The 24,179-nt window shown below is 59.9% G+C and carries 24 protein-coding genes and 1 tRNA gene; 24 read left to right on the top strand and 1 reads right to left on the bottom strand.

Features of this window, described 5'->3' with window-relative positions:
* Window positions 1–126 precede the first annotated feature (126 nt).
* From Q7S96_04360 to Q7S96_04260, 21 genes are all read left to right on the top strand, one after another.
* Complete coding sequence (locus Q7S96_04360) at window positions 127–741, top strand: MFS transporter (GenBank protein ID MDO8463471.1); 615 nt, start codon at window positions 127–129, stop codon at window positions 739–741.
* 11 nt (window positions 742–752) lie between these two features.
* The gene (locus Q7S96_04355) at window positions 753–1,313 is read left to right on the top strand and encodes an alpha/beta hydrolase (protein MDO8463470.1); all 561 of its coding nucleotides are present in this window, start codon (window positions 753–755) and stop codon (window positions 1,311–1,313) included.
* Between the two features lie 50 nt (window positions 1,314–1,363).
* Complete coding sequence (locus Q7S96_04350; GenBank protein ID MDO8463469.1) at window positions 1,364–2,176, top strand: C39 family peptidase; 813 nt, start codon at window positions 1,364–1,366, stop codon at window positions 2,174–2,176.
* 16 nt (window positions 2,177–2,192) lie between these two features.
* Window positions 2,193–2,693 carry a hypothetical protein gene (locus Q7S96_04345; GenBank protein MDO8463468.1) on the top strand — a complete coding sequence of 167 codons (501 nt, stop codon included), beginning with the start codon at window positions 2,193–2,195 and terminating at the stop codon, window positions 2,691–2,693.
* Complete coding sequence (locus Q7S96_04340) at window positions 2,690–3,061, top strand: hypothetical protein (GenBank protein MDO8463467.1); 372 nt, start codon at window positions 2,690–2,692, stop codon at window positions 3,059–3,061. The genes Q7S96_04345 and Q7S96_04340 overlap by 4 nt, the downstream gene beginning before the upstream one ends.
* Before the next feature lie 14 nt (window positions 3,062–3,075).
* The gene (gene dnaG / locus Q7S96_04335) at window positions 3,076–4,899 is read left to right on the top strand and encodes a DNA primase (protein MDO8463466.1); all 1,824 of its coding nucleotides are present in this window, start codon (window positions 3,076–3,078) and stop codon (window positions 4,897–4,899) included.
* 61 nt (window positions 4,900–4,960) lie between these two features.
* Complete coding sequence (locus Q7S96_04330) at window positions 4,961–6,319, top strand: sigma-70 family RNA polymerase sigma factor (GenBank protein MDO8463465.1); 1,359 nt, start codon at window positions 4,961–4,963, stop codon at window positions 6,317–6,319.
* 14 nt (window positions 6,320–6,333) lie between these two features.
* Window positions 6,334–7,104, top strand: coding sequence for a DUF3298 domain-containing protein (locus Q7S96_04325; GenBank protein MDO8463464.1), 771 nt, complete (start codon window positions 6,334–6,336; stop codon window positions 7,102–7,104).
* A gap of 21 nt (window positions 7,105–7,125) precedes the next feature.
* Window positions 7,126–7,197 (top strand) — tRNA-Asn (locus tag Q7S96_04320).
* Between the two features lie 108 nt (window positions 7,198–7,305).
* A complete protein-coding gene (locus tag Q7S96_04315) occupies window positions 7,306–8,241 on the top strand; it encodes a hypothetical protein (protein ID MDO8463463.1) in 936 nt (311 codons plus the stop codon).
* A gap of 102 nt (window positions 8,242–8,343) precedes the next feature.
* Complete coding sequence (locus Q7S96_04310) at window positions 8,344–8,892, top strand: hypothetical protein (protein ID MDO8463462.1); 549 nt, start codon at window positions 8,344–8,346, stop codon at window positions 8,890–8,892.
* 87 nt (window positions 8,893–8,979) lie between these two features.
* Entirely contained in the window at window positions 8,980–10,203 is a 1,224-nt protein-coding gene (locus tag Q7S96_04305; protein ID MDO8463461.1) for a cyclopropane-fatty-acyl-phospholipid synthase family protein, read from the top strand.
* 12 nt (window positions 10,204–10,215) lie between these two features.
* On the top strand, window positions 10,216–10,689 hold the full coding sequence (locus Q7S96_04300; protein MDO8463460.1) for a hypothetical protein: 474 nt from the start codon (window positions 10,216–10,218) through the stop codon (window positions 10,687–10,689).
* Window positions 10,690–10,775: 86 nt separating this feature from the next.
* Window positions 10,776–10,931 carry a hypothetical protein gene (locus Q7S96_04295; GenBank protein MDO8463459.1) on the top strand — a complete coding sequence of 52 codons (156 nt, stop codon included), beginning with the start codon at window positions 10,776–10,778 and terminating at the stop codon, window positions 10,929–10,931.
* Between the two features lie 73 nt (window positions 10,932–11,004).
* Window positions 11,005–12,789: a DNA polymerase/3'-5' exonuclease PolX gene (gene polX, locus Q7S96_04290; GenBank protein MDO8463458.1), complete on the top strand. Its 1,785-nt coding sequence runs from the start codon at window positions 11,005–11,007 to the stop codon at window positions 12,787–12,789.
* A 13-nt stretch (window positions 12,790–12,802) separates the two neighbouring features.
* Window positions 12,803–13,273 carry an NUDIX domain-containing protein gene (locus Q7S96_04285; protein ID MDO8463457.1) on the top strand — a complete coding sequence of 157 codons (471 nt, stop codon included), beginning with the start codon at window positions 12,803–12,805 and terminating at the stop codon, window positions 13,271–13,273.
* A 127-nt stretch (window positions 13,274–13,400) separates the two neighbouring features.
* On the top strand, window positions 13,401–15,752 hold the full coding sequence (locus Q7S96_04280) for a transglycosylase domain-containing protein (GenBank protein MDO8463456.1): 2,352 nt from the start codon (window positions 13,401–13,403) through the stop codon (window positions 15,750–15,752).
* On the top strand, window positions 15,749–16,459 hold the full coding sequence (locus tag Q7S96_04275; protein ID MDO8463455.1) for a hypothetical protein: 711 nt from the start codon (window positions 15,749–15,751) through the stop codon (window positions 16,457–16,459). The genes Q7S96_04280 and Q7S96_04275 overlap by 4 nt, the downstream gene beginning before the upstream one ends.
* Window positions 16,460–16,594: 135 nt before the next feature.
* A complete protein-coding gene (locus Q7S96_04270) occupies window positions 16,595–17,371 on the top strand; it encodes a ribonuclease H-like domain-containing protein (protein ID MDO8463454.1) in 777 nt (258 codons plus the stop codon).
* A gap of 332 nt (window positions 17,372–17,703) precedes the next feature.
* On the top strand, window positions 17,704–18,300 hold the full coding sequence (gene lexA / locus Q7S96_04265) for a transcriptional repressor LexA (GenBank protein MDO8463453.1): 597 nt from the start codon (window positions 17,704–17,706) through the stop codon (window positions 18,298–18,300).
* Window positions 18,301–18,396: 96 nt separating this feature from the next.
* Window positions 18,397–21,069 (top strand): DEAD/DEAH box helicase family protein, encoded by a 2,673-nt coding sequence (locus Q7S96_04260; protein MDO8463452.1) that lies wholly within the window; start codon window positions 18,397–18,399, stop codon window positions 21,067–21,069.
* Between the two features lie 283 nt (window positions 21,070–21,352).
* On the opposite strand, the gene Q7S96_04255 is transcribed toward Q7S96_04260, so the two are convergent.
* Window positions 21,353–21,556 (bottom strand): hypothetical protein, encoded by a 204-nt coding sequence (locus Q7S96_04255; protein MDO8463451.1) that lies wholly within the window; start codon window positions 21,554–21,556, stop codon window positions 21,353–21,355.
* Window positions 21,557–21,619: 63 nt separating this feature from the next.
* Between Q7S96_04255 and Q7S96_04250 the strand changes: the two genes are divergently transcribed.
* The 3 genes from Q7S96_04250 to Q7S96_04240 are packed head-to-tail and all read left to right on the top strand — an operon-like array spanning window position 21,620 to window position 24,158.
* Entirely contained in the window at window positions 21,620–23,293 is a 1,674-nt protein-coding gene (locus Q7S96_04250; protein MDO8463450.1) for a site-specific DNA-methyltransferase, read from the top strand.
* Between the two features lie 7 nt (window positions 23,294–23,300).
* A complete protein-coding gene (locus Q7S96_04245) occupies window positions 23,301–23,648 on the top strand; it encodes a hypothetical protein (protein ID MDO8463449.1) in 348 nt (115 codons plus the stop codon).
* A gap of 27 nt (window positions 23,649–23,675) precedes the next feature.
* Window positions 23,676–24,158: a hypothetical protein gene (locus tag Q7S96_04240; GenBank protein MDO8463448.1), complete on the top strand. Its 483-nt coding sequence runs from the start codon at window positions 23,676–23,678 to the stop codon at window positions 24,156–24,158.
* Window positions 24,159–24,179 lie beyond the last annotated feature (21 nt).

Below are 24,179 nucleotides of genomic sequence, written 5' to 3'. Positions count from 1 at the left end.
CACGTGCGACCCGAGTGGCGGGCGCAGTATTGCGACCAATGTCACTGTTATGGGGTATGCTGGTGAGAGGCGTTCTTACATCCCACTGCATCAGTGCGACGCGTTGAGCGTGCACGCGTACTGTCTATGAAACGTTCTATCAACTTCCGCCACCTCTTCCTCCAGGATGTCAATCCGGTCGTGCGGTTCCTCATCCTTTCGGATACGATCATCCTGGGTTCGTGGGGGCTGTTTGGTCCGGTCTTCGCGCTCTTCATCGAGGACTTCGTGCAGGGAGGGAACGAGGCGGTCGCTGGACTTGCCGCCGCGATCTACCTCTTCACGAAGAGCGCGTTGCAGATTCCAGTCGCCTACATCATTGACCGGATTCGCGGTGAGCGCGATGACTTCTGGATCCTCCTCGTTGCGTCCGTCCTCATGTCGCTCACGCCACTCCTCTACCTGTTCGTTTCGACGCCGTTCCATCTCTACCTCGTCCAGTTCTTCCTCGGTCTCTTCGCGTCGTTCACGTTCCCGACGTTCATGGCGATGTTCACGCGGCACATTGATCGCTCGAAGGAGGGGACGGAGTGGGGGATCTACTACACGCTCATCGACATCACCGGTGCCACGCTCGCGGCACTCGGAGGGTACCTCGCTGCCAGCGAGGGGTTCCCGACGCTCATCATCACCGTCGTGGTGCTCTCGGTCATCGGCTCGTTGCTCCTCTGGTTCACGAAGCCGTACATGCGGAAACGGTGACCGTGGAGCGTATGCGTCGTGCCTTCATCATCCATGGGTGGGAGGGGAACCCCGAGGAGGGTTTTTTCCCATGGCTCAAGAGCCAACTCGAGGCGCAGGGGTTCGTGGTGGATGTGCCAGCGATGACGCCTGCGGATGCGCCGACGCTCGCGGGGTGGGTCCCGCAGCTCGCGGGGGTGGTTGGCGTGCCCACGCCGGATACGTACCTCATCGGACACTCCGTGGGATGTATCACGATCCTCCGGTACCTCGAAGGACTCGACGCGGGGGAGCAGATCGGCGGTGTTGTGCTCGTCGCGGGCTTCACCGACGCGCTCGGGTATGCGGAGCTCGCGAGCTACTTCACGACACCGATCAACTGGGACCGCATCCAGGCGCGTGTCGTGAGTGGTTTCGTCGCGCTCCATTCCGATGATGATGCATTCGTCCCGCTCACGCACGGTGCGGTGTTCAAGAAACGTCTCGGTGCAACGATCATCACACTGCATAGCAAGCGGCACTTTGAGGGGTCGAGTGGCATCCGCGAGCTCCCGGAGGCGCTCGATGCGGTGCTCGGTCTCGCGGGCATGTAAGCTGCAATGAGCGTTGACGATCGCGCGGCTGCGGGGTATGCTTTCGGCGTATGTTTGGAACCTGGACCGTTCGCCTGCTTCTCGTCGGCACCGTCGTGGTGGCCGGCTGGTTGGGTTTTGTACAGCGTGAGGCGCACATCGCGACGACTCCCGCGAGCGAGTCCCCGCCGGTGCCCCTCGTCGTGGAGACGAAGGGCAATTCTGCTGTGCCCGCGTTGACACCCCCCGCAAGCGAAGAGAGCACCGCTGCAGACACACCGCTGGAGGAGGCGCGGGGTGTGGTCGCTCGCGGTGTCGTCCGTCTCGATGTTCCCTTCGTCTCTCAGGCACCGTACCGCGTCTGGTCGTTGCCGTATAAGGAGTTCTGCGAGGAGGCATCGGTGCTCACGCTGCACCTCTTTGCGTCGGGAGAGCGGGTGGACACGGCGAGCGAGCTCGACGCGGCACTCATGGATATCAAGCAGTGGGAGGAGGAACACCTCGGCACGTGGGAAGATACGACCGTGGCCGAGACCGCGCGCATCCTCCGAGAGAAGTTTGGACACGAGAACACGCGCGAGGTCCGTTTCGTGACGATCGCAGACATCATGGCGGCGATTGATGCCGGCAAGCCGGTCATCGTGCCCGCGCGCGGCCGCGAGCTCGATTCACCATACTTCACGCCGCCCGGCCCGCTCTACCACATGCTTGTCATCATCGGGTACGACGACGCACGGCAGGAGTTCATCACGAACGATGTCGGGACGAACACGAAAGGCGCGGGCCAGCGCTACACCTATGACGACCTCTACGGCGCGATTGCCGACTGGATGCACGAGGATGGGGCACCGACCGGTGGAAAGGCGATGATCGTTTTGGACTAGCATTCGCGCGCCGCGTATGGACCCGATCCTTGTCGGTGCGCTCCTCCTCCTGCCCATCGTGGGGACGTTCTCCTACGGAGCACTGAGCGCCGCGCCGTGGGTGCCGATGCATGCGCGCGATGTCGCGCGATTCCACCGTATGGCGCAGCTCCGGCCCGGTGAGCGGTTCTACGATCTCGGGTGCGGTGACGGGCGACTCGTGCGCGCCGCGGCAGCCGCGGGTGCGCACGCGACCGGTTTTGAGGTCTCCCTGCTCCCGTACCTCATCGCCAGGATCCGCGGGAGGCGGCGCGGTGTGGTGCGGTACCGTGACTTCTGGAGGCAAGACCTCTCCGATGCTGACGTCATCTACGTCTTCCTCATGCCGAAGGTGTACCGCACGCTGCGTCGCAAGCTCGAGCGCGAGTGCCGTCCGGGTACGCGCGTCATCCTCTACGTCTGGCCCATGGACGGGTGGCAGCATGACCTCGTGGACACCAGCGCGGGCTCTCCGAAACTCTATCGCTACACTCTATGAAGATCACCGTCACGACATCGGATCACGCCATGCACTTCATGCGCCGCGCGGGCTATGGTTTCCAGAAAGAGGGCGGGGGAGAGGCCGCGTTCATCCGCCGTGTAGGCGCGAGCGACTTCCCGCGCTACCACGCGTACGTGGTGGAAGCTGCAAGCGGGGCGCGCGCGTTGCAGGTCAACCTCCACGTTGATCAGAAGGCACCGACGTACGGGAGCGGCAAGGCGCACAGCGGTGAGTACGACGGGCCGCTCGTTGCACAGGAAGCCGACCGTCTGCGCGATCTCGCGCACGGTCGCGAGGCGCACGGTGCGAGTGCGGAGGAACCGAAAGAGGAGAAGAAGGGATTTTTTGGAAAACTTTTCGGGTGAGTGGCTTGCAGCGTGTGAGTACCACCGACGACATCAAATCGAAGATTGACCTCGCGGAGTACCTTCTGGAGCAGGGGGTACAGCTCAAGCAGGCGGGGGCGAGCTTGAAGGCGTGCTGTCCGTTTCATAACGAGAAGTCGCCGTCGTTCATGGTGAACCGGCAGAAGCAGGTGTGGTTCTGCTTCGGGTGCTCCAAGGGCGGTGATCTCTTCACGTTCGTGCAGGAGCGCGAGGGTCTCGAATTCTCCGAGGCGCTCAAACTGCTCGCGGAGCGTGCGGGCGTGCAGCTTGAAGCGCGCGATCCGCGTCTCGAGGGGCAGAAGATCCGTTCACTCGACGCGCTCACCGAGGCATCGGCGTTCTTCCGGCGCCAGCTCGGACAGTCCGCGGCTGCAACGCGGTACGTCACCGAGCGGGGGATTGCTGAGGAGACAGCGGAGCGGTTTCAGATCGGGTACGCGCCGGATTCCTGGGATACGCTCGCGACGCACCTCGTGCAGCGTGGGTTTCGCACGCAGGAGATTGTGGACGCGGGGCTCGCGTCGCCCGGCAAGCGTTCGGGGAGCATCTACGATCGCTTCCGCCACCGGCTCATGTTTCCGATCCACGACATCCATGGTCGCATCGTGGGATTCACCGGCCGTGTGCTCGAGGGCGGAACCACCGTGGGTGATGCGCCGGCGAAGTACGTGAACACGCCCGAGACCGCGCTCTACAAGAAGAGCGAGGTCGTGTATGGGCTCGTCTTCGCCAAGGATGCCATTCGCACCGCGGGCTATGCGCTGCTCGTGGAAGGGCAGATGGATGTCGTCACGTCGCACGCCGGCGGACTCGCGCAGACCGTTGCGACATCTGGTACCGCGTTCACGGAGCAGCAGCTCCGCATCCTCAAGCGATTCACCTCGCGGCTCCACCTCGCGTTCGATGCGGATGCGGCGGGGGTGAGCGCTGCGGAGCGCGGCATCGACGCGGCGCTCGACGCGGCGTTCGATGTGCGGGTCATCCGCGTGCCGCGTGACGAGCACGGCGTGCCGATCGGCAAGGACCCGGATGAATGTCTCCGCGCGGATGCGCATCGCTGGCGTGAGGCCGTGGAGGGCGCGGTGCCGGTGCTCGACTACGAGCTGTCGCGCGTTCGCACACAGTTTGATTGCACGACACCGGCTGGTAAGCGCGATGCCGCTCGCGTGCTCGTCGCGCGGCTCGCGCACATCGTAGACCCCATCGAGCGCGCGGCATGGGCGCAGCGCGGAGCAGACGCGCTCGACGTTCCGGAGTCGGCACTCCGCGAGGCGGTTGCGGCGGCGGGACGAGCGATGCGTACGCGAGCGACATCGAACACGTCGTCCGCAACAGGCGGAGAGCAGCAGGTTCGACAAGACCCCGTTGAGCGATTTGGAAATCGGCTCCTCGCGCTCCTCATTCGTCACCCGGATCAAGGAAAACGGGTGTTTGAGTCATTTGTTGTGGATAACTTTGTCACCCCAAAGCAACAGGCATTGTACAAAACGCTCCATCTTGGCTACAGTAAGCAAGAGTCGCTCCATGGAGCGAATGTTATGGATACGGAGCAGCGTGATTTCGTGGAGCGCTTAGAATTCTTTGCGGATCGCGAGTTTGGAGATCTCCCCACCGCCGCGATCACGAGCGAGATTGACCAGTGCACAACCCAGCTCCGTCGTCATGCCGTTGACAAAAAACTCCACGACATCAAGCGACGGATGAAGGTGCTAGAGGATCACGCAGGGGATCCGCATGCGCGTGAGCACATGCTCGCGCTCGAGCGCGCATTTCACGAGTTGGCCGATGAGCTGTCATTACTCCACGCCGCGACGTAGGAGAATGCGAGACGCTTGAATGCGGCTCGCTCGGAGTGTCGCGGTTTGTCGTTGAGTCCGTATGGCGACCATCAAGGGCAAGAACAAGAAACAGCACTCCCCAAAGAAGCACGCGGCAAAGCAGCAGCTGCGCAAGCGCGTCGCAGACGTGAAGAAGAAGGTTGCGCAGGCGGTACACCGCCGTTCGCGTCCTGCGCGCGTGTCCAAATCAGCACCGCGCACGATCCAAAAGAAGCACCGCGCACCCAAGCAGATGCCGTCGAAGCGTCTGGCAGTAGCGCATCCTCCGCGCCCCGCGATGCCGCCGGTGCCGCCACCGAAGGAGGCCATGGACATCCTCGTCGCGAAGGGGCAGATTCGCAACTTCATCACCGAGACGGAGCTGCTCTACGGATTCCGCGAACTCGAGGAGCACATCACGGAGTTCGAGCAGTTCCTCGACCACATCGAGCGTCTCGGTATCCAGATCATCGAGACCGGCGGTGAGATGCTCGGCAAGCGCGCCGAAATTCAGGAAGTCGTGCACCGCGGCAAGGAGCCGAAGGGAACAAAGAAGGGCAAGGGAAAGAAAGCGAAACAGTACGAGATTCCAGAGCTCACCTCGGATTCGATTCAGATGTACCTTCGCGAGATTGGCCGCGTACCGCTCCTCACGCCAAAAGAGGAGGTGCTTCTCGCGAAGCGGAAGGATCGCAACGACCGCGAGGCGGCGAAGCGGCTCATCGAGGCGAACCTTCGCCTCGTCGTTTCCATTGCCAAGAAGTTTGTCGGCAAGCAGCTTTCGCTCCTCGACCTCATCCAGGAGGGGAACATCGGCCTCTTCCGTGCGGTGGAGAAGTTTGACTACCGGAAGGGCTACAAGTTCTCCACGTACGCGACGTGGTGGATTCGTCAGTCCATCACGCGCGCGCTCGCAGACCAGTCGCGCACCATCCGCATTCCGGTGCACATGGTGGAGACGATCAACAAGTTCCAGCAGATCGAGCGCCGGCTCATCCAGGACCTCGGGCGCGAGCCCATGCCGGAGGAGATCGCGGCAGAAATGGGCGAGCCGATCGACAAGGTCAACCACATCATTAAAATCTCGCAGGACACGGTATCGCTCGAGACCTCCGTCGGCGAGAGCGATGAGGATTCCACACTCTCCGATTTTATCGAGGACGTGCGCACGGTCTCGCCGGATCGCGCTGCGGCGCTCCAGCTCCTCCGCGACTACGTCAAAAATATCGTGAAGGAGCTCGCACCGCGCGAGCAGAAGATCCTCGACATGCGCTTCGGGCTCACCGACGGTGTCCCGCACACGCTTGAGGAGGTGGGACGCGAGTTTGACGTCACACGCGAGCGCATCCGCCAGATCGAGGCGAAAGCGATCGAGCGTATCCAGACGCTCAAGGGCGTTGAGAAGTTGAAGGATTACTAGTGAGCATTACTGCTATGGAGCAGGAGACAAGGAGGACGATGGTGACAGGCGTCGTTGCGGTCGCGGTTATCGCGATCGCGGCATTGGGGTACGTGTGGTACGCGGCGTTGCCGGCGGAGATCGTCGAGACACCGTTGACCGTCAAGAGTACGCGGGCGATGGAGACGAGTGTCGCCCACCGGCTCATCGCAGATCTTCCCGCAGTGGATGGTCTCGCGGATCGCGCAGTGCAACGCGAGATCAACGCGGCCATGCGCCAGCCCATCCTGGACGCGATGGCGCGTTTCGAGGCCCGCGCATTCGCGGATCGTCCGGACCTCGTCGGCGCAGCGCCGCACACGTTCCGGAGTGTTTTCGAGGTTCGTCACTTTACGGATCGGCTCCTGAGCATCCAGATTACGCGCACGGAGAGCACCGGTACCGCGTCTCCGGAGATCGTGACGACGACGTACACGTACGATTTCACCGCGTCCGCTCCGGTCACCCTCGCGGATATCGTCGCAGGCGAAGACGGGCTCCACGCGGCTGCACAGCTCGTGCGCGTCCAGCTCCTCCGTATGGAGGGGCGGGAGCCGGATGCCGAGGCCCTCGCGCGCATCGCACGCGGGACATCGCCCACCGCCGGATTTGGTGACACCTTCGTGCTCAACGAGCACGCGATCACCTTCTTCTGGAACCCAGGCATCGTCGCCCCGCGAGCCGCAGGCATCATCGCCATCGCCATTCCCTACGAGGACTTGCGCGAGCACCTCGTACCGGGTAGTGTGGTGGACGGATACTACTAGTGGTACGCTGTCATTCTGTGATCCGGGGTAGCTCAGCGGTCTAGCAGTGCGCTGTTAACGCATTGGTCCTGGGTTCGAATCCCAGCCCCGGAGCAAAACGTCTCTGCGTATGCAGAGACGTTTTGCGTTGAGCGGCTTGTGATATACTATGAAAAACTGACCAGTGCTTCGTCACACCATCTTGCTCTACGCTCAACTGTTATGCGCAAATCACCTGGTGGACTCCAGGGTCTCCCAAAGCTCCTTCACACGCCGATCGTGTTCGTGTGTTCGATGATTATTTTCATCGCGTTACTTTTTGTCTTCCCGCGAACCGGATTCATCGCGGAAGGCCCGGGTTCCACAATCCTCACAATCACCACGTTCCTCTTTGGGATCATCGCAGGGTTCTACATTTATATCACGTCCACAGATTACATCCATGTGAAGAATCTCATCGCCACGGAAACGTCCGGATGGGCGTCGCTTTTTCGCTCAGTGACGCTCTACCATCCGTCCGCAGCCGCAGCGCTCGCGGAGGTGATTGATACGTACGTCCGGCGTACGTTTGACTACGAAATTATAGACTACCCAAAGCACACGATTGCTGAGTACGATGCCGCATCCGCCGTGATCCAAGCACTTCCCTTTAAGAAGGAAGTGTCGTCCATCCACCAGGTCATCATGGGCGAGCTTGATGGCATCGCACTCGCACGCCAACAACTCCTCGTCCTCGGCGCGAAATCACTCTCCGTCTTCTCCTGGGCCGTCCTCTTCGCGCTCGCAGGTCTCGTCGTCGCATCGCTCTACGGCCTTCGCACTGGTGCACTCTTCTTCGACATCGTCACGGTACTCATAGCAAGTGCGGTGATCCTCATTTTTCTTCTTATCCGCGATCTCGATCTCTACATCTGGAATGAGCGTTCGTTTGGATTCGAGGCCGAGGCGAGCTTGTTCTGTGCGATCGGAAAGCTTCCATACTATCCCGAAGAATCCATCGCGAGGAGGCGTGTGCATCCCAAGGATCCGGAGTATCGCGTCGGGATTTTCACGGATTTTCCACGCACGCTCGTACGACGCATCGAGATCCGTCGTGCCGATGGACAACCGGTGATATCGCGCACTACGCGTGCACGTGCAAAGCGATCACCCCATTGATATCGCGTAAATGCGCGTAAATGTAAATGTGTAATAAATAAGAAAAAATCGGACTTGACACGGTTTCGATGACACGGTTTCCGGACACGATCTCCCCTACATATGAATAACCTAAAAAACATTATTACAGGGGGTATTATTACCCTTGTTATAGGTGGAACCGCTTTCACTTTTAATCAGCAGGCGGTGGTTGATAATTTTGCTGAAGATACAGGATTTACACAAGAGCAGGCCGAGCAATATGTAAATAACGTATCAGAAGATGAACTAGTTCCGTTTGATGAAATAGGAGCTGATTACGTAGCTGAAGGTGAGGAAACCCTAGAGTTTGCAACTAGCATAGATTGTGTCAATTATGAGTATGAGTGGGAATCGGCGACTCTTTCCTGTAGTACGGGAAAAGCACAGCTTCAGGAAATTGGAAACGCCGAACAGTCGTTAGGTCGAGAATACATAAAACTAGGATCGGACAGTGCATCAGAAAATGATATGCGCACTGCAGTGGGACTTTTAGATCAGCTCAATTCTTTTTATTCACTTGAAGTTTCTGTAGCCGCTTTCGACAATCAAATATTGAATGAGATGAGGTTGACAAATTCATACAACAAATCGTTACTAAATGCTGCACTAGAAAGTAAGGGCAAAAAATAGAACCGCAGAAAGGTGAAAATGGGACTTGGCCCCATTGATGCCACGGTTTACGCGGTTACGAAGAAATGCTGGAAAAGCGGACTTGGTATGGCAGCACGCAAACGCATCGTGCTCGAGCTCTTCGGGCGGTTCCCCCAGGACACGGCATACGCCGTGCGTTTTTGGGATGGGGAGGAACGGCGGTTTGGTCCGCCTGGCCGGGAGCCGGTGTTCACGGTATCCTTCCGACATGAGCGTGCGCTCCGTGCGCTGTTCGGGAGCATCTCGTTGGGGTTTGGTGAGGGGTACATGGATGGCGCGATCACCGTGGAGGGGTCGCTCGAGGCGTTCCTGCGTTTGTCCAACGCGCCGGAGGTCCAGGAGCGTTTGCGGGCACTCTCGTTCATCGCGAGGATCCGCATCGCGATGATGGTGCTTCGGCAGCGCAGTACGCTCGCGCGGGCCGGTGACAACATCGCGCGTCACTACAACCACGGTAATGATTTCTACACGCGCTGGCTCGACGAGCGCATGATGTACTCCTGCGCGTATTTCCGTGCGTCGGACGATACGCTCGAGCGCGCGCAAGAGCAGAAGCTTGAGCTCATCTGTCGGAAGCTCCAGCTCCGGGAAAAAAAGCGCGTGCTCGACATCGGGTGTGGTTGGGGCGGGTTTGCCATCTACGCCGCGCAGCACTACAAGGCGCGCGTGCTCGGCGTGACGCTCTCCGAGCCGCAGCTCGCAGAGGGCAAGCGCCGTGTCGCGGAGGCGGGCCTCACGCACCTCGTCGAACTCCGCCGTGCTGATTACCGTACACTCACCGAGGTGCCATTTGAGAAGGTACTCTCCATCGGCATGTTTGAGCACGTCGGACTCGAACAGCACCCCGCCTACTTCCAGGCAGTTGATCGGTTGCTCGCAGACGGCGGCACTGCGCTCCTCCATACGATCGGGCGCATGCGACCGCACAAGGGCGATCCGTGGGTCCATCGGTACATCTTCCCGGGTAGCTACATCCCATCGCTCGGCGAGTGCGTAGAGGGGATTGCGGCGACCGGCCAGACGATCACGGATGTGGAAAACCTCCGCATCCACTACGCGATGACACTCGATCACTGGCGCGCACGCTTCGAGCGGCAACTCGATGCCGTGCGTGCACAGGGGCTGGACGACCGATTCATTCGCATGTGGCGTCTCTATTTGACGGGTTCTTCCGAGGCTTTTCGCTACGGTGGCCTGTGCCTGTGGCAGATCGTCTCAACGAAAGGACTCGTGCAAGACGCGCCCTTGACTCGTGCACATCTCACCCATGAGCAGCGTGTGGTACTATAGGGGTACACACGTATGAGCGAGAGTGCACGGACCAAGTCGGGGAACATGAAGCTATGGATCGGCGCGCTTGTCGTGCTGCTCCTCATCGCGTTCATCACCTGGCAGGGGGTCCGTGAGGATGTCGCTGTACAGGAATCGACACTTGGAACGGCAGCACTCCTGCGGGTTCCTCCGGAGAGCGCGGCAGTCGGTGAGGCGGTGGTCCTCCGTTGGGAGGTGCGAGCACCGGTGGGTGCATCCACCACGCATACGGCGATTCACTGGGGGACGGTCTCCGTACCCGGCATCCTCGGGCAGGATGTTGCGTCGGCGCAGACGGCCTACCCGGAACTCATCTCGGACTACGCGAGTGGCACGTTCTCACTCCCGCGCGAATTTAGCGGCGGCATCGTTTTCCCACAGCCCGGTACATACTACCTCCGCGCACACGCGGTCATTGATGGCCAACACTACTGGTCTCCTGAGCACACGGTAGAGGTCGAGTGACGACACCGCACGCACACATCGTCGGCTTGACGCCGACGGTGTTTCGTGCTACGGTTCCGGTGAACCGTGGAGGTGTTATGGAAGGTATGATCATCATCGCGCTGATCGCGATGATCGCAGTCGCTGTTCTCTGGGTGATTGTGGAAGGCGTGCGTTACCCCTTGTGTCCACGCTGTGGGCACAATGGCAATGTCCTGCGCAATGGTGCGGTGCGATGTACACGTCATGGCGATCTGACCTAGCAAGGAGTGGCCCCCGCAGGGCCGCTCCTTTTCTGGTAGCATGGAGAGATGGTCTCTCCGTTGCTCACTCTCCATGGCTAAGCCGACCAATCAAGACATCGCCAATACGTTTGTCGAAATCGCGCAGCGGTTGTCGCTCCAGCGAGCGAATCGGTTCCGCGTGATTGCGTACGAGCGCGCGGCAGAGGTTATCGCCGCGTTGCCGACCGCATGCTGTGCGATCGCTGCGGAGGGCGGGCTCCGTGCACTCCGTGAGCTCCCCGGTATCGGTGAAGAGCTCGCGCTGAAGCTCCTCGAACTCTGCAAACGTGGGCGACTCCAGTTTCTCGTTGACCTCCGTAAGGAGGTACCGCGCGGGCTTACGGACGTGCTCGCCATCGAGGGAATGGGGCCGATGAAGACGCAGTTCGTTTGGAAGGAGTTCGATGTCGAGAACATCCGCGACCTCAAGCGACTCCTCGCAAGCGGGAAGCTCGAGGAGGTCCCCGGGTGGGGGGCGAAGTCCGTTGAGAACCTCCTGTATGCCATCGCGATGCTCGAGCGATCGTCCGGACGCATGCCGATTGGGCAGGCACTTCCGCTCGCGGAGCGCATCGTCGAGACGCTCCGCCACTCCGCGCTCTGCACGGAGGTCGAGATCGCAGGATCGCTCCGGCGACGCAGGGAGACGATCGGCGACCTTGATATTCTCGTGACGACCGAGCACCCAACGCGCGTCATGGAGCTCTTCTGCGCGCTCCCCGATGTCCGGCGCGTTATCGCACGGGGTACGACGAAGGCGAATGTGCTCCTCCACCAGGGCATCGAGGCAGACCTCCGCGTGCTCGACCCCGAGGTCTTCGGCGCAGGCCTCCACTACTTCACCGGCTCCAAGGCGCATAACATCGCCACGCGGAAGATCGCAATCGTGAAGGGGTTGACAATCTCCGAGTACGGGGTCTATCGTGGAACCAAAGCGGAGAAGGGGAGACGAGTCGCGTGTCGCACCGAAGTTGACGTTTTTCGAGCCATCGGACTTCCGTACATTCCACCGGAGATTCGCGAGGACAGCGGCGAGCTGTCAGCTGCACGCGCGAGGACACTCCCGAAGCTCATCGAGGCAGAACACCTCCGGGGCGACCTCCACATGCACTCGGCGTTCTCCGACGGGAGCGCGCGCATGGTGGAGATGATCGCCGCGGCGAAGCGGGCGGGGTACGAGTACGTTGCGATCACCGACCACGCATCCACGCAGGGGATCGTGGGAGGAATCCGAACACGCAGCGCGCCTATGGCATCGAGCAGGCGAACGGGCGGGAGTATCGCGGCCTACGTGAAGCAGGTGCGCGCAGCGGCGCGAAAGGTGCGGGGGATCCACGTCCTCGTCGGTGCAGAAGTGGACATCCTTCCCGATGGATCGCTCTACCTTTCGGACGGTGAGCTCCGGTTGCTCGACTGGGTTGTTGCATCGCTCCACTCGAGTTTTCGGCAGCCCGGTGCCAAGCAGACCGCGCGCGTCGTACGGGCACTCGCTCATCCGGCGGTCACCTGCTTTGGCCATCCTACGGGTCGGCTCATCGGTCGGCGCGACGGTGTGACATTTGACTGGGAGGCGGTCATGGGTGCCGCACGGCAGTATGGGGTATCTCTGGAGGTGAGTGCGTCATGGATGCGTCTCGACCTCGATGACATCCACTGCCGCCAGGCCCATGATCGCGGAGTGAAGGTCTGCATCAACAGCGACGCGCACAGCGCAGATGCCCTCGACCCGCGCTTCGGCATCGCCCAGGCGCGTCGGGGCTGGATCGAGCGCAGTGACGTCATCAATGCGCTACCATGGAAGCAGTTTCAGAAACGGATCCTCAAGCGTTCGGTGTGAGCCATCGAAATACATGTCCTACGAGAAATCAGCGGGTGCCATCATCTACAAGGTGAAGCGCGACGGGCGTCGCGTGGAGCCATTCTTTCTCCTCCTGCGGTACCCGGGTGGGTACTGGGAGTTCGCGCGCGGGCACGTGGAGGATGGCGAGCGCGAACACGCGACGGCGCTCCGAGAGATTCGGGAGGAGACGGGCCTTACGGAGCTCCGGTTCCTCCGTGGCTTCCGCGAGAAGTACCGGTTCCACTTCAAGCGATCCGGCAAGAGCGTCGCGAAGGATGCCGTCCTCTACCTCGCGGAGGCGACGCGTTGGAACGTCCAGGTCTCGGAGGAACACGACGGCTACGTCTGGGCATCGTACCGTGAGGCCATGGTTCACCTCAATTTTGAGAACGCCAAGCAGGTGCTCCGAAAGGCGCAGACATTCCTCAATAATCGTCGCAGTCCCGCTCGTCAGCAACCGGTAAAAGGCAAGAGCGAGTAGCCCCTTTTTAGCTGAGTATCGGCAAAAGGAACTGCGTGTCAATATTGCTTGACAACTCAGCTCTTTCGTGCTACCGTTGGGACGGAACCTTGCACAATTCATCACGAGACAAGAAAGGGGGTTTCCGATGGTTCGTCATGTCTGTCGGCTGCTTCGATACAGTGTCATCACCGTTGCCGTCCTCGTGCTCATCGGCATGGGCATGAGTGCGGGGTTCGTGGGGGTCCTCGTGGATCAAGCGTTTCGGGAACTTCCGGAACCGCAGTCGCTCAGCGCATCGTCGCTCGTCCAGGATGTCCAATTCCTTGACCGCAAGCGCTCACCGCTCGCGCGCTACCGTGTCGGCGATGCGCATCGCATTGTCGTTCCGTACGCGGAATTTCCACGGCACCTCGTTGATGCCGTCGTGGCATCTGAGGATGCACGGTTCTGGCAACACGAGGGTCTCGACCCCAGAGGGATCGGCCGCGCCGTGCAGGCGACCGTCGTCAACGGCGCGCGTCAGGGCGGCTCGACCATTCCGCAGCAACTCCTCAAGCTCACGATGCTCGGCGGGCGACCCGGGCTCCTCCGGAAGGTGGAGGAGGCCATGCTCGTGCGGCGCTTCGACGCGCTGCTCGGGAAGGAGGGGATGCTCGAGCTCTACCTCAACGCGGTTTTCCTCGGCCACGGTAACACCGGCGTCGAGTCGGCGGCGCGCGACCTCTTCGGCGTCTCCGCATCGGCACTCACGCTCGCGGAATCCGCGCTGCTCATCGGCATGATTCCCGCGCCCAACCACACGTCACCGTTCTGTGACGCGGGGCGTGCGCGGGAGCGACAGCGCATCGTCCTCCGTCGCATGGTTGCGACCGGTGTACTCGATGCTACGCAGGCCACCGAGGCCGAACGTCTCGATGTGCGCGTGCGGCTGGCGAGTGACGATGAGGACATCGGTGTCACCGCATCCGCTGCGTCTGTCGCCACGAGCAGTGTGGCGACCGCGCCCGGTATGGCGCTCACCACAACGATGGATCTCCCGCTCCAGCGCGCAGCAACGCTCGCGTTGCGTGAGCACCTCGAACGCTACGCGCACCGGCGCGGCGAGCACCGTGGTCCGCGGTTCGTGATCCCGATCGCTGCGCTGGACATGTGGCGCGAGCAGCTCACCGCGCTCCGCACGACCGTGCATTCCTGGAGTGCACCGCCCCCGCTCGTCTACGATCTGCGGTCGCTCTCGGACCGCCGTTCGCCCGATGCGCTCTGTACCGCTGGCGGGACGATCCTCCGGAAGGCCACCCCCAAGGGACAGGCATCCGGCATCGTATTCGCACATGCGGCAGACGGTGCGCATGTGGACCTCGGTGACTTTACCGGCGTTCTCGCGCCACCGTCGTACGCATGGACGAAACAGCAGATCACTGCCGTCGTTCCCATCGGTGCAGTGGTAGACGTCGTGCTCCCGGACACGCTCCCCGAGCGCGGTGGCACGATTCCGGTCATGCTCGTTCCTCGGCCCAAGGTCGAGGGCGCAGTCGTCGCGATTGATCCGCGCTCCGGTGCCGTGCGCGCTGCCGTCGGCGGGTACGAGTACACACGCGGTGATTTCCATCGCGTGCTCCGCGGAGCACGGCCGATCGGATCCACGGCGAAGCCATTCGTGTACGCTGCGGCATTCGCTGCGGGGACGACGACACCCCTGACGCCTATGCAGGATGTCCCGCTCACCTTCATTGATCCATGGAGCGGCGACGTGTGGGAGCCAAAGAACTGGTACGTGGGATTTCACGGTGACATGCTCGCGTACGAAGCGCTCGCGCGTTCCGTGAACACGGTCGCGGTGCAGGTGCTCCTCGGTACCACCGCAGCGCGAACCGCTGCGTTCGTCACCGCATTCCACCCCGTGCAGCAACTTCCGGCCGTGCCTTCGATCGCGCTCGGCACGTTCGCGTGGACACCGCTCGAGCTCGCCGGTGCGTACCTCCCGCTCGCGCGCGGCGGTACCACGGTGCCGATCCGATGGCTCGATGCGGTCACGCGTTCCGGCGAAACATCCGTCGTCCCGCAGGAGGCATCGCGTCCGCTCCTCGCCCCGCAGTTCGCGGCGACGCTGGATTGGATGCTTCGCCAGGGTGTCCGGTTGCCCGACGGGACCGGCCACCAGCTCGACGCACTCGGGCTCACCATTCGTGCGAAGACCGGCACCACGAACGACGCGCGTGATGCGTGGACCGTGGCCTACACGCCGGAACTCCTCGTGGTCGCCTGGGTGGGATATGACGTTCCCGCGTCGCTCACCTACGGCAGCAGGCAGGAGAGCAGCACGACGCTCGCCGTCCCCATTGTCCACGCCGTGTTCCATGCGGCAAAGGACCTCGGGAATCTCGGGTTGATGCCGACAGCAGAACCCGTACTCGAACAGTCGTCCCTGACATCGTTCGCCGCGCATGGTGCACCGCGAACGTTCACGGATGCGCTCCGCGAAAAGGAGGAGGGATGATGCGTCTCTTGTGGATCCTCGCCCGCGCGGCATTCATCGCGCTCGGGGCGGCAGGGATCGGTGTGGTCATCGGTGAGCTCTGGCTCGCCGACGCACTCGATCGCGCGCAGCACGCACGCACCGCCGCGGTGCAGTTCCTCGATGACACCGGTCTCCCCGGGCCGTGCGCGAACGCAGGACCCGTGCCGGATTCCATGAAGGCGATGGGCGAGCACCTGCGTGCAACCGGTTCCGCCTCGCTCCACGCATCCGTTCGAACGATTGTCCGATGTGCGGATGACGGTGCGCGTGCAGCGTTCATGGTCATGCTCCGCCGCGCAGCAGTCGGCGGCGATGCAACCGCCCAGGCCGCGCTCGATGGCATGACGGAAGATGCCTGTCGCGCCATCCATGTCGCAGCAGGTGTTCCCGAGAGCGAGCTCGATGCGGCGACGAGCATCTGCGTCCATGCAGTGCCTCGCGCGGATGGCGACGCGAATACTCCCACCGGAGCAGCAGCAACCATCATGCGGACGTTCCGTTTCACGCAGGCACTCACGCTCGTGCGTGCCGGTACCGCATCGGTCGGGATCATCGCGCAGTTCTGTGAGGACTCCAATGTCCTCCCCGCACGTGCCTACGATGAGATCGTGCGTCGTGACGCCGATCTCGCCGCGCTCCTCCAGCGTTCCTGCACCGAGCAGGAGACGGTAGAAGATAGTCCCTAGTCCGCAACGCTCCTCCCACCACAAGTGGGAGGAGCTTTAATGTTCTCTCCGAAGCTGGCGCGGGAGCACCAAAGGTTGACGGTGAGCTGTTCGCGCGATAGCGTTGTCGTGTAGTACTCTTTCTCTGGAGGAACCATGGACCATGGGAAAGCAGCGATCCACCGCCCCACGCGCGTCGTGTTGGACATCGAGACCATCGGATGTTCGTGGGCGGCGTTCAGCGAGCAGGAGCAGCGGTACCTCACAAAGCGCGCGGCCCAGCGTGATGACGATACGACCGCGGAGGATGTGCTCGCGCTCGCACCACTCACGGGACAAGTCGCGCTCATCGGGATGCGCAATCCCGATTCCGGTCATGCGAAGCTCTACTTCCTCGTCCCGCCGGACCCCAAGAATCCCGATACGCTCTGGCGCGATGCGGCGCTCTGCGCGCAGTGCGAAGTGCAGCGCGTGGGGGATGCAATGCAGTGCTTTGACGATGAAGCGACACTCCTCCGAGCGTTCTGGGACGATCTCGCACACTACGCGCAGATCATCACCTTCAACGGGCGGAGTTTCGATGGCCCGTTCGTCATGCTCCGCTCGCTCATCGTCGGTGTCGTACCGTCTCGGAACCTCGCAGGCCCGCGCTACGACGATGCGCACATTGATCTCGCGGATCGCCTCACCTTCTTTGGCGCGACGCGCGATCGGTACACCCTGGACTTCTGGTGCCGCCGCCTCGGTATCGCCTCGCCAAAGGAGCACATGTCCGGCGATCAGTTCGAGCGGCTCTGGCGCGCCGGCGCACTCACGCAGTGCTGCATGTACAACCTCGAAGACCTCCGTGCAACCACCGCACTCGCAGATCGCTACTTCGCCACCTTCGGCAAAATCTACCGCCTCCGCAAGAACGGCGAGCCCGGCCGATGAGCACCCCCACGCCAAGCCCCACACCCCGGGGCTTGTTCTTTTTCTCCTTTCTGATCCTCCCCCTCATCTTGAGGGGGAGTAAGAGGGGGTGCGAGCCACCTCTGATTCCCTCCCTCTTCCCCGCCCTACACACCCCCTTGTCATTGCGAGGAGCGCGTCCTCGCGCGACGCGGCAATCCCGGTCATTCATCTACCAGCGCTTCTTTTTGGACTTCCTTACGTTATCCACACTCCATACTTCTCCTGTTCGGTTTGCGTTCGGGTATACTAAAAACAGCGACGGATTCTCACACATCATCAATCTCAAATCCCCCATCATCAATCGCCCCCCCATGCCTCTCACCAAACGCCAACACCAAGTGCTCAGCTTCATCATCAACTTCGTGCGCGAGCATGACTACGCGCCATCCATTCGCGAGATTGCGGATGGGCTGGATGTGTCGTCTCCCGCAACGATCCACGAGCACCTCGAGTCCCTCCGTCGTGCCGGCTACGTCGCAGGTGCCGGATCGCGCGCGTGCATGCCCACACGTCAGACGCTGGGACTCGGGCGATCATTCGCCCTCCCACTCCTCGGCACCATTGCAGCCGGTCGTCCCATCGAGGCCGTAGAAGAACAGGAGGCCATCGCCGTGCCGGCGGACTTCGTCGTGGACGGTCTCAACTCATACGTCCTCCGCGTGCAAGGCGAGTCCATGATCGAAGAGGGGATCCACGACGGCGACTACGTCGTTGTCGAGCGCAATCCCTCCCCCCGCGACGGCCAAGTCGTCGTCGCACTCCTCGACAACGACCACGCCACCCTCAAGAAGTTCTACCGCGAACGCACCCGCATCCGCCTGGAGCCGGCCAACGCCACCATGAAACCCATCTTCGTCCGCGACTGCATCGTCCAAGGCGTCGTCCGCGCGGTCATGCGGAGGTATTGAGTATGGTCGCTCTCACTCTTTTCGACTTATGGTGGGTGAGAAGAGTAGCCGTGAGAATGTAACAAGCGCATGATCACATGATACGATTGTGGCATTATGCGATTCCATTTCGATCCCAACCTCCAATTTCAGCTCGATGCTATCCATGCAGTGGTGCGCCTTTTTGAGGGCGCGCCGCATATTCGTCCACAGGATCGTATCTTTGCAGAGGTCATCGCAAACAAAATCGATATCTCGAGTGAGCAGGTACTTACGAATCGCACTACAATCATGTCAGACAACCGCATCGCGGACGGCAAGCCCACCGATGCGCTCGATTTTTCCATTGAAATGGAAACCGGAACCGGAAAGACGTATGTGTACCTCCGCACGATTTTCGAACTCCATCGCGCGTATGGCCTCACGAAGTTTATCATCGTTGTGCCGAGTGTAGCTGTGCGTGAAGGTGTTCTTAAGACGATTGAAGTGACGCGTGAGCATTTCCGCGCGCTCTTCCACGCGATGCCGTTCGAGGCATTTCCGTATGATGGCAAGCATCTCAACCGCGTGAAACACTTTGCGATCTCGAATGCACTGCAGATCATGGTGATGAACATGCAGGCGTTCAACGCAGAAGATCGCATCATCAATCAAGAACGCGACACGCTCTACGGTGAACGTCTCATTGATCTTATTCAGCGCACCGCCCCCGTCCTTATCCTCGATGAACCGCAGGAGGGGATGGATACACCGAACATGGTCGAGCGCCGCGCGGCACTCCACCCGCTCTGCACGCTCCGGTACTCCGCAACGCATCGCGTGCTTACGAACCTTCTTTACCGTCTCACACCGTACGATGCGTATCGGCAGGGCCTCGTAAAGAAGATTGAAGTGTACCCCATTTCGGAGGAGGGCACGCAGAGCGACGTGCGTATCGCATTCACCAAGGCGGTGTTCTCCGCAAAAGCACCAAAAGCGAAGCTCATGCTTGCGGTGCGTACGGCGAGCAGTGAGCTCCGTGACCGTGTTGTCACGGTGAAGTTTGGAGACGACCTTGCCACAAAGACGAAGAATCCCGTGTATACGGGATGGATCGTGGAGCGCATCTCGAAGGACATGGGGAGCGACACCGCGAAGATTGCGTTTACGAACGGCACGGAGATCACGGAGCAAGCGCAGCACGGGCGGAATCGTGAGGCGATCTTCCGCGAACAAATCCGATACGCGATCCGTTCGCATTTTGAGAAGAAGGACGCGCTCGCACCGCGTGGCATCAAGGCGCTCGCGCTTTTCTTCATTGATCGCGTGGCGAACTACAATAATGAAGATGGCATCATTCGTCGCCTATTCCGTGAACTGTACGTTGAGGAGTGGCGCCGCCGATACCATCGCGATCCTGAGCACGTGGATGCAGTGCACGAAGGATACTTCGCAAAAACAGGTGGTGGCGATTGGACGGATAGTGAGACATCCATGCGGAAGAATAGCGAAGCGTACGACCTCATCCTCCGCAACAAAGAACGCCTCTTGAGCACCGATGAACCAGTGGAGTTTATTTTCTCGCACTCCGCGCTCGGCGTGGGGTGGGACAATCCAAACGTGTTCACCATTTGCACGCTCAATGAGACGGAGAGCATCATGAAGAAGCGGCAGGAAATCGGTCGCGGTTTGCGCATTTGCGTGGATCAGAACGGGGAACGCGTATTCGACCTAGCGGGTACACCAGAAGGTAAAGAGGTGAACCTCCTCACCGTCGTCGCCAATGAGAGCTACCACGCGTTCGCGGAGGGTCTCCAGCGAGAACTTGTTGAGGAGTACGGCGAAGGCGTCGAGCAGGTTCCCGTGCGGAACAAGCGCGCGAAGCCGACACGCATTCAGCTCAATCGTGACCAGTACGACAGCGAGCACTTCCGGCAGCTCTGGGAGCGCATCGCGCCGAAGACCACGTACGAGGCGTTTTTCCGCGAAGAGGAGCTTGTCGCGCGCGGGATCGCCGCGTGTGGCGCGATTGTCGTTCCGCGGCCACAGATCATCATCGAACGACGACGCATCCGCGACCTCGGGGACATTGCAGCCGCAACGTATGAAGGTGATGATCGCGTCGCGATCGATGGCAGTACCGCATTCGTCAATCCAGTCGTCGCGCTCGTCGCCGATACTGCGTTGAGTACGGTCACGGTGCAGCGCATCGTGGATGGCCTGACGAACACCGACCAGCTCGCTCGGAATCCACTCGTCTACCTCGCAGAAGCAGCCCAACGCTTGAAGCGCATTTTGGCCGAGGAACTTGTCGCGGTCATCCGCTATCAGCCCACCAACGAGCAGTACCCGCTCGCCGATCTTGAAAAGATTGAGCAGACCTACCAACAGACGGTTTCGGTGCGGCGCAGCATTTACGATCACGTCATCTACGACAGTGAAACTATTGAACGACCATTTGCGCTCGCACTCGATGGTGAACAGCGCGTACGCGTGTTCCTCAAACTGCCCAACTGGTACGCGATTGCTACACCTATTGGCGACTACCATCCGGACTGGGCATTCGTGGTGGAGCAGCGCGAGCTCGATGATGGAGGGGAATCGCGGAGCTACCTCGTGGTGGAGACGAAGGGATCAAACGATCTTGGTATGCTTCGCCCCGATGAGCAGCTGAAAATAAAGTGCGCCCTCGCTCACTTCACCGCCCTCGGCTTCGCCCCAAAAACCGACCGCCAGTACATCGCCCCCATCAAGGATTTCAAATCCCTCCGATCCCGCGCCCTCGACGCAAACAGCCAACCGATTCTCTAGGTGTCATTGCGAGGAGCCGTGCGACGAAGCAATCTCACGCCAAACATTTGAGTCATCTGTATGCATTGGAACCAACTCGCAAGCGATGATCCAAGACCGAAAGACAATGAAGGTTACGCATTGTGCTGCAAACTCGATCCGAGGAATGAGGATTTTGCAGAGGTTCTTAGGGTATGCAAAGAGAGGGGCTTGAAGTACGAAATAAGGGAGGGTGACGGTGCGCAGCAACATATTTGGATCAAGGAATAGAAAAATGAGTACGCGAATCAGTAAAACGGTCGCATCATATATGCCCACCAACGATCTCCAGCACATCCCTCACGAAACCCCCGACATCCACGCCGAGCTTCTCGCTTCTCTCCGCGCTCTCTACCCCGCGCTCTTCGACGGTGACGGCAAGTTGAGCGAGCGCGAGCTGCGTGCGTTCGTCGGCAACTACGGCGTGCCGGATGTCGAACGGTTCGAGTTCCGATGGGCGGGCAAACAAGCGTCGAAGCGCATCGCATTCACGCCGAGCCGCGCGCGGCTTCGGCCAAATCCAAAGCGCAGCGTGGATTTCGATACGACGGGCAACCTCATCATCGAAGGCGACAACCTCGAGGTGCTAAAACTGCTCCGGAAGTCGTACTTCGGGAAAGTGAAGTGCATCTACATTGATCCGCCGTACAACACCGGCCATGATTTCGTGTACTCGGATAATTTCACAGAAGGAAAGCAGGCGTACTGGGAACAGAACGGCGTCTTCCACGACGGCATGCGCATGGACACGAACACCGAATCCGCCGGCCGCTACCACAGCAACTGGCTCAACATGATGCAGAACCGCCTCCTCCTCGCCCGCCAGCTCCTCCGCGACGACGGCGTGATTTTCGTAAGCATCGACGACCACGAGGTCCATAACCTCCGCAAGCTCATGGACGAAGTGTTCGGGGAGGAGAATTTTGTGGCGCAAATTGTTTGGGAGAACCGAGAAGGTGGTGGTGGATCTGATAGTAAGTACTTCAAGATAAAGCACGAATACGTTTGTGTTTTCGCTAAAGATATCGAGCAACTCGTTATTCCTGGGTCCGAGGTGGAAGACGACAGTGGTTATCCGGGGCAGGATGAGCATGTCAAGGAAAGGGGGAAATACAAGCTCATCAAGCTGAATAGCTTTAGTATCCAGTACTCTCCATCCCTTGATTATCCGATTGAAGCTCCAGATGGCGGAGATATCCACCCGAGCGAAAATGGAAAGCGTGGCTGTTGGAGGTGGTCGAAGAAAAAATACGAATGGGGAGCGCAAAATGGTTTTATTGTCGTCAAGAAAAATGGGGGAGATAACTGGATTATTTACACTAAGCAATACTTCAGTGTTGATAACGAAGATAAACCGATCACGAGGACGTTGCCTCCGTTAGCTGTCATTCAGGAGTACTCAAGTACAATGGCGACCAAGCAAATGGAGGATATATTTGGGGAAAAGGTCTTCGATTACTCCAAGCCATATCCGCTCATCAAAAAATTGATCAATTTTGTTTCAAGGAAAGGAGCGGATGACCTCATCCTCGACTTCTTCGCTGGTTCCGGCACCACCGCACAGGCGGTGATGGCATTGAATAAGGAAGACGGCGGAAATCGAAAGTTCATCCTTGTGCAGTTGCCGGAGGAGACGGACGAGAAAAGCGAGGCGCGGAAGGCGGGGTACAACACCATTTCACAGATCACCATCGAGCGCGTGAAGCGCGCGGGCGCGCGGATCAACGGCGACGTAGGGGAGGGTTTTATACCCTCCCGTTCGGAGAAACTAAAAGTAGATACCGGCTTCCGCGTATTCGAGTTGACGAGGAGTTTGTTCCCGGACACCGCATACGCGCGTGACCCCGAGAAGACCGACGCAGAAAACGAAGTCGCGCTCAAGGAGTGCCTCGAACGCTCGAAGCAAGTCCTCACCTTCCTTTTCGATCGTGACGAACTCCTCGCCGAAATCGCACTCAAGGACGGATTCGACGCCACCTTCACCGCCACGAAACAAGACGAGTTCACCGATAACTTCGTCTTCCTCCTCGCCGACGCCTCCAAGAGCGCCCGCATCTGCCTCGACCACGAGCTCACCATGCCCACCGTCGATCGCCTCATCAAGGATCACAAGTCCGATCGCTTCATCTGCCTCCATCGCGCCGTCGACACCACCAAACTCTGGAAACTCAACCACTCCCTCGGCTCCAACCTCTGGGTGACGTAGCACATTTATGGAACTCAAAGATTTCGTGCAACGCGTCCTCCTTGATCTTGTTGAAGCGGTCGAGGGAGCGAGTACTACAGCAGTACGTAAGATGAAATTGACCGATAACGAACAGCATCGAACGGTCGAGTTTGATATTGCGGTGACGGTAGAGCAGGAGACAAATGTGACCGGGAAAGGCGGTATTCGAGTACTGCATTTTGTGGAGGCGGGTGGTGATGTGGGCGAGCAGACGCGTAATGCAACGGTTAGTAGGGTTCAATTTGGAGTCAAGATTGATCCATGGACAAAGGAGGAAGAAAAACGGCAGAGGGAGGAACACTCACGACCAGCTCACGTAGATTCCTACAGATAGACGGTGTTGGTGTCAGGTTTGACGATCATGCAGAAAATCATTTCAGAAAAATTTGTCGAGCGGGCAATCTTGAAGCACCTCGCTAAAAAGGGGTGGGACTACAACGTGAAGACGAAAGGACTCCATGAGCGAGGATGCGACATCGTGGTCACCGATTCGCGCAACAAGAATAAGGCGCGACGGTTTTACATTGAGTGCAAGGGGAAGTCCTACGCGAAATCCGCGCGATCCATCGCCGACACCACGTTTCTTTTCGCGCTCGGTCAGGTTATTACGAGAATGAAGGTCATCGCACGGCATGCGTACAAATACGGTTTAGGGCTTCCAGAAGAGAGTGCCAAGAAAGCACTGCGACGGATCCCATGGCAAGCCGCGCGACATCTCTGTTTGTACGTTTTCTCGGTAGATGACAAGGGGCGCGTCACAGAGTATTCGCCGAAAGATTTCAAGAGTCATCAAAGATCATCCTCTAAGTCGCACGAAGCTTCTAGCCGTGCTATTGTTGAATGATTTGTGAGCGATATCGATGCA

The organism is bacterium (assembly GCA_030647005.1).
Lineage (GTDB): Bacteria > Patescibacteriota > Patescibacteriia > JACPHY01 > JACPHY01 > JAUSKG01.
Note: the sequence above shows the minus strand (reverse complement) of the source record. Positions and strands in the feature narration are given on the sequence as shown.